Origin of the sequence: Actinoplanes octamycinicus, assembly GCF_014205225.1 — a bacterium.
Classification (GTDB): Bacteria; Actinomycetota; Actinomycetes; order Mycobacteriales; family Micromonosporaceae; genus Actinoplanes; species Actinoplanes octamycinicus.
On the sequence record NZ_JACHNB010000001.1, the window covers coordinates 5,488,869 to 5,501,598 of the forward strand.

A 12,730-nucleotide genomic window follows, 5' to 3' on the forward strand; every position below is an offset into this window, starting at 1 on the left:
GCCCGCTGCTGACCGGGGCAAACGCAAAAAACTTCGACCGTCGAAGTTTTTTTGGTGATCTTGGAATGTTGCGGAGATCGCCGGGTATCCGCCGCCACATGCGAGTCCTGGGAATCAACGCGATCTTCCACGATCCGGCCGCGGCGCTGATCGTGGACGGGCAGGTGGTGGCCGCCGCCGAGGAGGAGCGGTTCAGCCGCCGCAAGCATGGCAAACGTCCGGTGCCGTTCGCCGCGTGGGAACTGCCCGAGCTGTCCGCCGCGTGGTGCCTGGCCGAGGCCGGCCTGGAGCCCGGCGACCTGGACGCGGTCGCCTACTCGTTCGACCCGGGGATCAGCCGGGACGCCGCCGACCTGGGCCTCAACGACCCATGGGACCACCTGCGGGTGGACTACGCCCGGCGGGCCCCGCAGTTCCTGGCCAGCGCACTGCCCGGACTGGACCCGGAGCAGGTGCGGTTCGTGCCGCACCACGTGGCGCACGCCGCCTCGGCCGGACTGTCCGTCCCGGACGACAACGCGGTGCTGGTGCTGGACGGGCGCGGCGAGGTGGCCGGGCACCTGGCCGGGGCGTACCGGGACGGCGAGCTGACCGTGCTGCGCACCCAGGAGCTGCCGCACTCGCTCGGGCTGCTCTACGAGGACCTGACCCGGCACCTGGGCTTCCTGCACTCCAGTGACGAATACAAGGTGATGGCGCTCGCCTCGTACGGAAAACCGAGGTTCCTGGATCTTCTCCGGGAGCTGGTGAAGCCGACCGGCGACGGCGGGTTCACGGTGGACCGGATCGACTGGAGCGCCCTCGCGAAGCCGGGCACGCCCGGCGGGGACCTCGGCGACGAGCACGCCGACCTGGCGTCCAGTGTGCAGAAGCGGCTCGAAGAGGTGATCCTCGACCTGGCCCGGTGGACCTTCGAGGCGTCTGGCGGGCTGCCTACCCTGACCATGGCCGGCGGCACCGCGCTGAACTGCGTGGCGAACGGGCGGGTCGCCGCCGAGGGACCGTTCCAGCGGGTCTGGGTGCAGCCGGCGGCCGGCGACTCGGGGACCGCGCTCGGGGCGGCGCTGGCCGTGCACGGGCAGAGCATCCCGTTCACCACGGCGGCGCTCGGTCGTGGCTGGAGCGACGACGAGCTGGAGGCCGAGCTGCGGCGGGCCGCGCTGCCCTACACCCGGCCCGCGTCGATCGCCGCGGAGGCCGCCGAGGTGCTGGCCCGCAACGGGATCGTGGCCTGGTACCAGGGGCGCAGCGAGTACGGCCCCCGGGCGCTCGGGCACCGCTCGCTGCTCGCGCACCCGGGCGACCCGGACACCCAGCGGCGGATGAACGACGTGAAGGGCCGCGAGCAGTTCCGGCCGATCGCGCCGATGGTCCGCGCCGAACGCTTCCACGACATCTTCGACGGAGTCTTCCCGAGTGAGCACATGCTCTTCGTGCACCGGGTCAAACCTGACTGGCGGGATCGGATCCCGGCGGTGGTGCACGTGGACGGCACCGCCCGGGTGCAGACCGTGCACGCCGAGACCGAGCCGGTGGTCGCCGAGATGCTCGCCGAGTTCGAGAAGCGGACCGGGCTGCCGGTGGTGGTGAACACCTCGCTGAACACCGCCGGGCGGCCGATGGTCGACACCCCGCGCGAGGCGATGGAGCTGTTCGGCTCGGCGCCGGTCGACCTGCTCGCCATCGGGCCGTTCGCGGTCCACCGGGCCGGGGCGTTCGGCAAGTGATCAGCGTTGTCATCCCGACCCTGGGCCGGCCCAGCCTGCACGAACTGCTGGACCGGCTGGACGACCCGTCACTGGAAGTCATCGTGGTCGACGACCGGCCGGTCAAGGAACCGATCCCGCGGGTGAAGGCCAGGATCATCGCCGGGCCGGCCCGCGGCCCGGCGGCGGCCCGCAACGCCGGCTGGCGCGCCGCCCGGCACGACTGGGTGGTCTTCCTCGACGACGACGTGCTGCCCGACCAGGACTGGCCGCGGCGGCTGCGGGCCGACCTGGCCGCGGCCGGCCCGGAGATCGGCGGCGTGCAGGGCGTGCTGCGCGTCCCGCTGCCCGCCGACCGGCGGCCGACCGACTGGGAACGGGTCACCGCCGGGCTCGCCGACGGCGCCTGGATCACCGCCGACATGGCGTTCCGCCGCGCCGCGCTGGCCGCCGTCGGCGGCTTCGACGAGCGGCTGCCCCGGGCCTTCCGGGAGGACGCCGAGCTGGCCTTCCGGGTCCGGCAGGCCGGGTGGTCGCTGCGCCGCGGCGACCGCCGGACCACCCATCCGGTACGGCCGGAGAGCCGCTGGGTCAGCCTGCGCACCCAGCGCGGCAACGCCGACGACGCGCTGCTCCGCCGCCTCTACGGTCCACGGTGGCGGGACCTGCTGGCCGTCCCGCCCGGCCGCCGGCCCCGGCACGCGGCGATCACCGCGGCCGGCGCGCTCGCCCTGGCCGCCGGGGCGACCGCGGCGGTCACCCGCCGGCCCGGCTGGGCGCTCGCCGCCGCGGCGGCCGGCACGGCGTGGGCGGCCGGGACCGCCGAGTTCGCCGCCGCCCGGATCGCCCCCGGCCCGCGCGACCGGCAGGAGGTCACCACCATGCTGCTGACCAGCGTGGCGATCCCGCCGGTGGCGATCGCGCACTGGCTGCGCGGCTGGTGGCGGTGGCGGTCCGCGGAACCGGCCTCGGCCCCGTCCGGAGCGCCGGCCGCCAGGGCGGTGGCCGCTTGATGTCACGGCTCTACGACGCCGTCCTGTTCGACCGGGACGGCACGCTGATCGTGGACGTGCCGTACAACGGTGACCCCGGCAAGGTCACCCCGATGCCCGGCGCGCGCGCCGCTCTCGACCGGCTGCGCGCCGCCGGCCTGCGCCTCGGCGTGGTCACCAACCAGTCCGGCCTGGCCCGCGGCTCCTTCACCGCCGCGCAGCTGAGCGCGGTCAACCGCCGGGTCGAGGAGCTGCTCGGGCCGTTCGAGACCTGGCAGATCTGCCCGCACGACGACACCGCCGGCTGCGACTGCCGCAAGCCGCGGCCCGGCCTGGTCGAGGCCGCCGCCCGGGCCCTCGGCACCACCCCGGAACGCTGCCTGGTGGTCGGCGACATCGGCCGGGACATGACCGCCGCGCTCGCCGCCGGGGCGGCCGGCATCCTGGTGCCGACCCCGATCACGCTGCCCGAGGAGGTCGCGGCCGGGCCGACCGTGGTCGCCGACCTGGCCGCCGCCGCGGACCTGATCCTGCGGCGGGAGGCGATGGTCCGGCCCGCCGAGCACCGCACGGCCGGGACCGTCCTGGCGGTCCGGTCCGACTCCGCCGGGGACGTGCTGGTCACCGGCCCGGCGATCCGGGCGCTCGCGCACCACAGCGACCGGGTGGTACTGCTCTGCGGGCCGCGCGGGCGGGCGGCGGCCGAGCTGCTGCCCGGCGTCGACGAGCTGATCGAGTGGCGGCTGCCCTGGATCGACCCGCAACCCGACCCGGTCGCCGAGGCCGACCTGCCCGGGCTGACCGAGCGGATCCGCGCCGCCGGGGTCGACGAGGCGGTGGTGTTCACGTCGTACCACCAGTCGGCGCTGCCGCTCGCGCTGCTGCTGCGCACCGCCGGGGTCGCTCGGATCACCGCGATCAGCGAGGACTACCCCGGGTCGCTGCTGGACGTGCGGCACCGCGGCGTCCCGGCCGGGGTGCCGGAGCCGGAGCGGGCGCGCAGCGTCGCGGCGGCGGCCGGCTTCGGGCTGCCCGAGGACGACGACGGGGGACTGCGGATCCGCGGGGTGCGCCGGCGGGGGCCGGGCGACTACCTGGTGGTCCACCCGGGAGCCAGCGTCGAGGCGCGGTCCTGCCCGCCGGAGGTGCTGCGCGAGGTCGTGCGAGCCCTGGAGGAAGCCGGGCACCGGGTGGTGGTGACGGCCGGGCCGGGGGAGCGGGTGCTCGCTTCGTACGTCGGAGGCTCTGTGGTGGAACCGGCCTCCTTGACCGATCTCGCCCACCTGGTGGCCGGCGCGTCCTGCCTGGTCGTCGGCAACACCGGCCCGGCCCACCTGGCCGCGGCCGTCGGCACCCCGGTGGTGAGTCTCTTCGCGCCGACCGTCCCCTACGCCCAGTGGGGCCCCTACCGGGTCCCGGCGATCCGTCTCGGCCGGGCCGGCGCTCCCTGCCGCGACACCCGGGCCACCACCTGCCCGATCCCCGGTCATCCCTGTCTGTCCACCGTCGACCCGGCCGACGTGCTCGAGGCGGTCACCCGCCTCGGCGCCCGGCCCGTCCGCCAAGAAGAAGAGGCCGCCGCGTGAACATCCTGCTCTGGCACGTGCACGGCTCCTGGACCACCTCGTTCGTCCAGGGCAAGCACCGTTACCTGATCCCGGTCAACGAGGCCCGCGACGAGTGGGGCCGCGGCCGCGCCCGGACCTTCGACTGGCCGGACAGCGTCGAGGAGCTGCCGCTCGACCAGATCCGCGACGCCGACGTCGCGATCGTCCAGCGCCCCGAGGAGATCGACCTGGTACCACCCAGCCTGCCGGTGATCTACGTGGAGCACAACACCCCCAAGGGGGACGTGCCGAACACCCGGCATCCGCTGGCCGACCGGGACGACGTGGTGATCGCCCACGTCACCCACTTCAACGAGCTGTTCTGGGACTGCGGCGGCACCCGGACCACGGTCATCGAGCACGGCATCGTGGAGCCGAAGGCGCGCTGGACCGGCGAGCTGGAGCGCCTCGCGATCGTCACGAACGAGCCGATCCGCCGCGGCCGGGTGACCGGAACCGATCTCTTCGAGCGGTTCAGCCGGGTGGCGCCGCTGGACGTCTTCGGGATGGGCGTGGCCGGGCTGCGGGGCGAGCGGATCACCGCGTACGACGACCCGCCCCAGGCCACCATGCACGAACAGGTCGCCCAGCGCCGCGCCTACCTGCACCTGTGCCGCTGGACCTCGCTCGGGCTGAGCCTGATCGAGGCGATGCAGATGGGCATGCCGGTGCTCGGCCTGGCCACCACCGAGGCGATGGCCGCCGTGCCACCCGACGCCGGCGTGCTGTCCACCCGGGTCGACACGCTCGTCGAGGCGGCGCAGTGGCTGATCGACGAACCCGAGGAGGCCCGCCGGATGGGCGAGCGCGCCCGCCGGATCGCCCTCGCCCGCTACGGGCTCGACCGCTTCCTCGCCGACTGGGATCACCTTCTGGAGGAGCACACATGCGGATCGCGATGATCTCGGAACACGCCAGTCCGCTGGCCGCGCTCGGCGGGGTGGACGCCGGCGGGCAGAACACCCACGTCGCCGAACTCGCCGCGGCCCTCGCCGCGGACGGCCACGAGCTGCGCGTCTACACCCGGCGGGACAACCCGGACCTGCCGGCCGTGGTGCCGATGCACGAGCGGATCGACGTGGTGCACGTGCCGGCCGGGCCTGCGTCGACGCTGCCGAAGGACGAACTGCTCCCGCACATGGGGACCTTCGCCGAGTGGATGGCAGCCGACTGGGACGACTTCGCGCCGGACGTCGCCCACGCGCACTTCTGGATGAGCGGGCTGGCCGCGGTGACCGCCGCCCGGCGGCGCCGGGTGCCGGTGGTGCACACCTACCACGCGCTCGGCACGGTGAAACGACGCCACCAGGGCGCCGCCGACACCAGCCCGGCGCACCGGATCGGCTACGAGCGGGAACTCGGCCGGGTCGTCGACCGGGTGATCGTGCAGTGCCAGGACGAGCTGCGCGAACTGGTCCGCCTCGGGGTGCCGCGCAGCCGGACCACGCTGGTGCCGTCCGGGGTCAACGTGGAACGGTTCCGCAAGGAGGGCCCGGTCGCCGAACGCTCCGACCGGCCCCGCATCCTCACCGTCGGCCGGCTGGTGCCGCGCAAGGGCTTCGAGGAGCTGATCGCCGCGCTGCCCGAGGTGCCCCGCGCCGAGCTGGTCATCGCCGGCGGACCGGAGCCGGCCGAGCTGGCCACCGACGAGTACGCGCAGCACCTGCTGCAACTGGCCAAGGACAGCCGGGTCGACGACCGGGTCCGGCTGCTCGGGGCGGTCCCGGCGCACCGGATGCCGGAGTGGTACCGCTCCGCCGACGTGCTCGCCGCCACCCCCTGGTACGAGCCGTTCGGCCTGACCCCGCTGGAAGCGATGGCGTGCGGGGTGCCGGTGGTCGCCACCGCGGTCGGCGGCCTGACCGACACCGTGGTCGACGGCGTCACCGGCGACCTGGTGGCGCCGCGCGACCCGCACGGCCTCGGCCAGACCCTGCGCAAACTGCTCACCGACCAGCACCGGCGACTCGGCTACGCGGCCGCGGCGGTGGACCGCGCGGTGCACGCCTACGCCTGGCCGCAGATCGCGGCCCGGATGAGCGCGGTCTACGCGAGCGTGGCCTCGATCCCGGCGGTGGTCGCGTGACGGACCCGATCGAGAACCACCTGGCCGGGATCGCCGCGGCGCTCGGCCCGTTCCGCACGGTCGCCCCGCGGCTCGCCGACTGGGGCGCCGAGCTGGCCCAGCACCTGGGAAGCGGCGGCCGGCTGCTGGTCGCCGGCAACGGCGGCAGCGCGGCCGAGGCCCAGCACCTGGCCGCCGAGCTGGTCGGGAAGCTGCGCGAGGACCGGATGCCGCTGTCCGCGATCGCGCTCACCCCGGACTCGTCGGCGGTCACCGCGATCAGCAACGACTACGGGTTCGACGAGGTGTTCGCCCGGCAGGTGCGGGCGCACGGACGGCCGGACGACGTGCTGCTGGTGCTCTCCACCAGCGGCCGCAGCCCCAACCTGGTGGCCGCGGTCCGGGCCGCCAAGGAGTGCGGGATGCGCACCTGGGCGATGGTCGGTGCCGGGGCCAGCCCGGTCGGCGACGCCTGCGACGAGGTGCTGCACTGCCCGTCGCCGGACTCCCAGGTGGTCCAGGAACTGCACCTCGTCTCGGTCCACCTGATGTGCGAATACCTGGACCGCGCCCTGGCGAAGACGGAGGAGGAGAAGCGCGTGACCAAACCGCTGCTGGTCGTCGTCGGCGACACCCTGCTGGACCGGGACGTCGACGGCGAGGTGCACCGGATCGCGCCGGACGCCCCGGCGCCGGTCCTCGACGAGAAGTCGGTGCGGGAACGCCCCGGCGGCGCCGGGCTCGCCGCGCTGCTCGCGGCCGGCTCCGACGACTACGACGTCGCGCTGGTCACCGCCCTGGCCCCGGACGCGGGCGGGGCACGGCTGAGCGAGATGCTCACGGCCGCGGGCATTGCGACGTACGCCCTCCCGCTGCCCGGCGTGACCCCGCAGAAGATCCGGCTCCGGGCCCGCGGACAGGTGCTGCTGCGCCTGGACCGGGGCGGCGCCGCCCAGCCGCCCGGTGACGCCCCGGACGGCCTGCTCGACGTGCTCGGCTCGGCGACCGCGATCCTGGTCAGCGACTACGGCCGGGGCGTCGCGGCGCATCCGGCGGTGCGCGCCGCCCTGGAGAAGGCGAGCGCCCCGATCGTCTGGGACCCGCACCCGAACGGCCCGCCGCCGGTGCCCGGGGTCGCGCTGGCCACCCCGAACCTGGCCGAGGCGGTCAAGGTCACCGGGGACGCGGCACACGGCACGACCTTGTCCACCGCGCAGCGGACCGGCCACAAGCTGCGGGAACACTGGCGGGCCCGGGCGGTCGCGGTCACCTGCGGCGGCGACGGCGCGGTGCTGTGCCAGGCCGGTCCCACGCCGCTGGTCGTGCCGGTCGGCGCGGACGCCGGGGACGCGGACACCTGCGGCGCCGGCGACCGGTTCGCGGCCACCGCCGCGCTGGCCCTGGCCGGCGGAGCGCTGGTGTCCGAGGCGGTGCAGGACGCGGTCGCCGCCGCGACCGCCTACGTGCTGGGCAACGCCGCCGGGTCGCCGGCGCCGGCCTCCGCCGGGTCGCCGGCGTCGGCCGAGGGAAAGCCGGAACGCGTCGGCGCCGACGCGGCCGGGCAGCTCGTCGCCGAGGTGCGGGAACGCAACGGCGTCGTGGTCGCCACCGGCGGCTGCTTCGACCTGCTGCACACCGGGCACCTGGCCACCCTGCGCGCCGCCCGGCAGCTCGGCGACTGCCTGATCGTGTGCCTGAACAGCGACGACTCGGTGCGCGGGCTGAAGGGGCCGGACCGGCCGCTGAACTCGCAGACCGACCGGGCCCGGCTGCTCGCCGCGCTGGACTGCGTGGACGCCGTGGTGATCTTCGACGAGCCGACGCCCGAGGCGGTGCTGTCCTGGCTGCGGCCGGACGTGTGGGTCAAGGGCGGCGACTACGCCGACGGCGGTCCCTCGCTGCCCGAGGCCGAGCTGGTCAAGCGCTGGGACGGGCAGACCGTGATCGTGCCGTACCTGGACGGCCGGTCCACCACCAAGACGATCGCCGCGGCGCAGGCCGCGACGGCGGGAAGGTAGAGAGAACATGGACGCAGTCATTGTCACCGGCGGCTCGAGCGGGCTCGGGGCGGCGGTCGCCGACAACGTGATCAAGGCGGGCGGCCGGCCGTTCGTCATCGACCGGCAGAAACCGGCCCGCGACGACGTGCCGTGGATCGAGTGCGACCTGGCCGACACCCGGGCCGCCGAGCAGGCCACCCGCAAGGCGATCGAGATGGCCGGCGGCAGCATCTCCGGGGTGGTCACGGCGGCCGGGTTCGACGTGCCGGGCGCCCTCGACGACGTGCCGGGGGAGGTGTGGGACCGGATCGTGGCGGTCGACCTGCTGGCCACCGCGGCGGTCATCCGGGCCGCGCTGCCCGAGCTGAAGGAGTCGCACGGCGGGATCGTCACGGTGGCGTCCACGCTCGGGATCAAGGCGGTGTCCGACGCGACCGCGTACTGCGCGGCCAAGTTCGGGGTGGTCGGGTTCACCCGGGCGCTCGCCGCCGAGCTGGCCGGGCAGGTCGGGGTCACGCTGATCATCCCGGGCGGGATGCGGACCAAGTTCTTCGACGAGCGCGAGGACCGGTACAAGCCGGGACCGGACGCCAAGCTCAACGACCCGTGCCACGTGGCCGACGCGATCCTGTTCGCGTTGCGGCAGCCGGCCGGGTGCGCGGTGCGGGAGCTGGTCATCGCGGGCGAGACGGAGAGCTCGTACCCGTGATCCTGGTCCTCCGCGCGCTCGGGGTGGGCGACCTGGCCACCGGGGTTCCGGCGCTGCGTGCCCTGCGCGCCGCGTTCCCCGGTGAGGAGCTCGTGCTGGCCGCGCCGACCTGGTTGACGCCGCTGATCGACCTGATCGGCGGCGTCGACCGCGTCCTCCCCACCAGCGGCCTCGACGACCCGTCCGCCACCGCTCCCTCAGCGGCCGCTTCCTCTGCGGTCGCTTCCCCGGCCGCTTCCTCTGCGGTCGCTTCCCCGGCCGCTTCCTCTGCGGCCGCTTCCCCGGCCGCTTCCTCGGCGGCCGCTTCCTCCTCGGCCGCCTCCTCCTTCGCCGACCGCCTCTCCGAGCCGCCGCGGTTGGCGGTCAACCTGCACGGCAGCGGTCCGGAGTCGCACCGCCTGCTGCTGCGGGCCCAGCCGAAGGAGCTGTGGGCCTTCCGCAACCCCGCGGCCGGCCACCTCGACGGCCCGGACTGGTCCGACGAGGAGCACGAGGTCCGCCGCTGGTGCCGGTTGCTGCGCCACTATGGGATCGATGCGGACGAGACCGATTTAACCCTCAAAACGCCATTGGGGTACGCCGGGAGCGCGCTCACCATCGTCCACCCGGGAGCGAAGTCCCCGTCCCGCCGCTGGCCCCCGGAACGCTACGCCGAGGTGGCCCGCCGCCTGCGGGACACCGGCCACCACGTCGTGATCACCGGAAGCCCCGCCGAGCAGGACCTCACCGCGAAGATCGCCGCCGACGCCGGCCTCGGCCCGGAAGCCCTGCCCGCCACCGACGACCTGGCCACCCTGGCCGGCATGATCGCCAACGCCCGCCTCCTGATCAGCGGCGACACCGGCGTCTCGCACCTGGCCACCGCCTACGGCACCCCGTCGGTCACCCTCTTCGGCCCGATGTCCCCGGCCCGCTGGGGCCCACCCGACCGCCCCCAGCACCGGGCGATCTGGCACGGCACCCGCAGCGAGCGAGGCGACCTCCCCGGCCCCGAGGTCCACCCCGCCCTCCTCGCCATCACCGTCGACGAAACCCTCGCCGCCGCCCACCAGGCCCTCCTCCCCACCTGACCGCAGCCCCGCCCACCCGTCGGCTGGCCCCCAGAGGTGTCTCCGGCCTGTCAAAGCACCCGTGACACCCAGCCCAACCCCCGCAAGGCGCGCCGCGGACCCGCCCCGGCCCCGCTCGCGGTGGTTCGGCTGGGCGTGACGGGTGTTTCGACGGCGGTGAGGCACCCGTGAGGGCCAGCCCAACCCCCGCAAGGCGCGCTGCGGTTCCGGTCCCGGCTGCGCTCGCGGTGGTTCGGCTGGGCGTGACGGGTGTTTCGACGGCGGTGAGGCACCCGTGACAGCCAGCCCAACCCCCGCGAGGCGCGCTGCGGTCCCGGCCCCGGCCCCGCTCGCGTGGTTCGGCTGGGCGTGACGGGTGTTTCGACGGGGGTGAGGCACCCGTGAGGGCCAGCCCGAGCACCGCAGGGCGCGCTGCGGTCGGGGCCCGGCTGGGCTTGCGGTGGTTGGGCTGGGTGTGACGGGTGTTTTGATGGGGGTGAGGCACCCGTGAGGGCCAGCCGGGGGCGGGGAGCGCGGCGGGACGTTGGGTTCGGGCGGGTCTCGCGCGCGGTTGTCACGGGAGTGGGTCGACTGCGGGGGCTGGGCTGGATGGTGGTTGGGGTTGATCTCCGGGACCACCCGCGGACAGTGAAGAGGGTGGCGATCGCTTTGGACGCGCAGCGGCCAGATCGCCGCCCTCGGCCCGCGCGGGAGCATACGATCCGTACCCCGGCGGACCTGCGTATCTGAAGATCTTGGGGTGGATTCTGAGCTTGGCGACGGTGCTGCCGGATTAGCCTCTTGGCATGCCTGAGGACGGCGTGCGCGGGCCCGAGGGCGGGGTGCGGAGCGGGCATGTGATCGTGTGCGGGCTCGACGACGTCGGGCTGCGGACCGTTGAGCAGCTCTATCACGCGGGCGTGCGGGTGGTCGTGGTGGAGGACGACGCCGATCCGCGGCTGGTGCGGGTGGTGCGCGGGTGGGGGGTGCCGATCGTGGTCGGCAGTCCGCGGCTGCGCGAGACGCTGGACGAGGCGGGTCTGCCCGGCGCGGTCGCGGTGATCTGCGTGCTCGCCGACGACCTGCACACCTTGGAGGCGGCGCTGCTGATGCGCGAGCAGCGGCCCGAGGTGCGGGTGGTGGTCCAATTGCGCAACCCGGCGGTCGGGCGGGCGCTGGCCGACATGCGGATCAGCGTGCTCGACGTGGCGGGGCTGTCCGCGCCGTCGGTGGTCGAGGCCTGCCTGCGGACCGGGTCGCACGAGCTGGACCTGGACGGGGACCGGTTCGTCGCGGCGCAGGTCACGGTGGACTTCGCCGGGACGCTGCGGTCCCGGTACGGTTCGCTGGCCCCGCTCGCGGTCACCCCGGCCGGCGGCGGCGAGGTGGTCATCTCACCCGGCCGGGACCATCAGGTGCGGCCCGGCGACCTGGTCACGCTGCTCGGCACGCCGGAGGAGCTCGCCGCGGCCCGGGTGGTCGACCGGGACCGGGAGCGGGCGGATGCCGGGCCTGGGCGGTGGGCGCGCGGGCTGCGGCTGGCCGGTTCGGTGCTGCGGGCGATGGACCGCCGGATCGGCTACGCGTTGATCGCGCTGGTGCTGCTGCTCAACTGTTCGATCGTGGTGCTGCAGCTCGGCTACCGGGAGCCGGACGGCACCCGGATGTCCCTGCTCGACGCGGTCTACTTCTCGGTCGAGTCGATCGCCACGGTCGGTTACGGCGACTTCAACTTCCGGGACCAGCAACCCTGGCTGCGGATCTTCGCGATCGGCCTGATGATCCTCGGGGCCTGCTTCGCCGCCACGTTCATCGCCCTGCTCACCAACGTGCTGGTGTCGATCCGGATCCAGGAGGCGCTCGGCAACCGGCTGCTCGACCGGCTCAGCGACCACGTGGTGGTGGTCGGCATCGGCTCGGTCGGGGTGCGGGTGGTGGAACGGCTGCGTGCCACCGGCACCGAGGTCGTGGTGATCGAGGCCGACGAGAACAACCGGTATCTCGACGAGGTCCGCGACAGCGGGGTGCCGGTGGTGATCGCCGACGCCACCCTGCCCCGCACCCTGGACCGGGTGCAGCTCGCCTCGGCCCGCGCGGTCGCCGTGCTGACCAGCGACGACCTGGTCAACCTGGAGACCGGCCTGGCGGTCCGGGACCGGCTGGGGGAGCGGTGGGGCCGGGTGCCGGTGGTGCTGCGGCTGTTCGACCGGACGCTGGCGGCCACCGTGGAGCGGACCTTCGGCCTGGGGCTGGCCCGGTCGACGGCGGCGCTGGCGGCCCCGTGGTTCGTCGGGGCGGCGCTCGGGTTGGACGTGCTGGCCACGTTCTATGTCGGCTCGCGGCTGATGCTGGTGGGGCGGCTGACCGTGGCGCCCGGCGGCGGGTTGGACCGGCTGGCGATGCGGGAGCTGTCGGCTCGGATCCGGGTGGTCGCGATCCGCCGTGCGGAGGTGCTGGAGCACCCGCCGCGCCGGGACAGCCGGTTCGCGGCGGGGGACCAGGCGTATCTGATCGGGCCGTACGAGGAGCTGCTGCAGGTGCTGCGCCGGGACGCCGCCGATCTCAGGCGTGGTGGCCGACCTGCTGGAGGACACTGAGTGCC

Annotated in this window: 9 protein-coding genes and 1 pseudogene; all 10 read left to right on the plus strand. The window is 74.7% G+C overall.

Going from position 1 to position 12,730, the window contains the following annotated elements:
• Positions 1-98 precede the first annotated feature (98 nt).
• The 10 genes and pseudogenes from BJY16_RS24010 (at position 99) to BJY16_RS24050 (ending at position 12,725) form a co-directional block, all read left to right on the plus strand.
• A complete protein-coding gene (locus BJY16_RS24010) occupies positions 99-1,727 on the plus strand; it encodes a carbamoyltransferase family protein (protein ID WP_185041832.1) in 1,629 nt (542 codons plus the stop codon).
• Positions 1,724-2,719, plus strand: coding sequence for a glycosyltransferase family 2 protein (locus BJY16_RS24015; RefSeq protein ID WP_185041833.1), 996 nt, complete (start codon positions 1,724-1,726; stop codon positions 2,717-2,719). The genes BJY16_RS24010 and BJY16_RS24015 overlap by 4 nt, the downstream gene beginning before the upstream one ends.
• The gene (locus tag BJY16_RS24020) at positions 2,719-4,284 is read left to right on the plus strand and encodes an HAD-IIIA family hydrolase (RefSeq protein WP_185041834.1); all 1,566 of its coding nucleotides are present in this window, start codon (positions 2,719-2,721) and stop codon (positions 4,282-4,284) included. The genes BJY16_RS24015 and BJY16_RS24020 overlap by 1 nt, the downstream gene beginning before the upstream one ends.
• Complete coding sequence (locus BJY16_RS24025; RefSeq protein ID WP_185041835.1) at positions 4,281-5,207, plus strand: glycosyltransferase; 927 nt, start codon at positions 4,281-4,283, stop codon at positions 5,205-5,207. Before BJY16_RS24020 ends, BJY16_RS24025 begins: the two co-directional genes overlap by 4 nt.
• A complete protein-coding gene (locus BJY16_RS24030; RefSeq protein ID WP_185041836.1) occupies positions 5,192-6,391 on the plus strand; it encodes a glycosyltransferase in 1,200 nt (399 codons plus the stop codon). The genes BJY16_RS24025 and BJY16_RS24030 overlap by 16 nt, the downstream gene beginning before the upstream one ends.
• Positions 6,388-6,945 (plus strand): annotated as a pseudogene (locus tag BJY16_RS47385) (D-sedoheptulose-7-phosphate isomerase); the annotation flags it as partial. The gene BJY16_RS24030 and the pseudogene BJY16_RS47385, both read left to right, overlap by 4 nt.
• Before the next feature lie 24 nt (positions 6,946-6,969).
• The gene (locus BJY16_RS24035; RefSeq protein ID WP_239177968.1) at positions 6,970-8,388 is read left to right on the plus strand and encodes a PfkB family carbohydrate kinase; all 1,419 of its coding nucleotides are present in this window, start codon (positions 6,970-6,972) and stop codon (positions 8,386-8,388) included.
• Between the two features lie 7 nt (positions 8,389-8,395).
• Complete coding sequence (locus tag BJY16_RS24040; RefSeq protein WP_185041838.1) at positions 8,396-9,079, plus strand: SDR family oxidoreductase; 684 nt, start codon at positions 8,396-8,398, stop codon at positions 9,077-9,079.
• A complete protein-coding gene (locus BJY16_RS24045; RefSeq protein WP_185041839.1) occupies positions 9,076-10,149 on the plus strand; it encodes a glycosyltransferase family 9 protein in 1,074 nt (357 codons plus the stop codon). Before BJY16_RS24040 ends, BJY16_RS24045 begins: the two co-directional genes overlap by 4 nt.
• A gap of 785 nt (positions 10,150-10,934) precedes the next feature.
• Positions 10,935-12,725, plus strand: coding sequence for an NAD-binding protein (locus tag BJY16_RS24050; protein ID WP_185041840.1), 1,791 nt, complete (start codon positions 10,935-10,937; stop codon positions 12,723-12,725).
• Positions 12,726-12,730 lie beyond the last annotated feature (5 nt).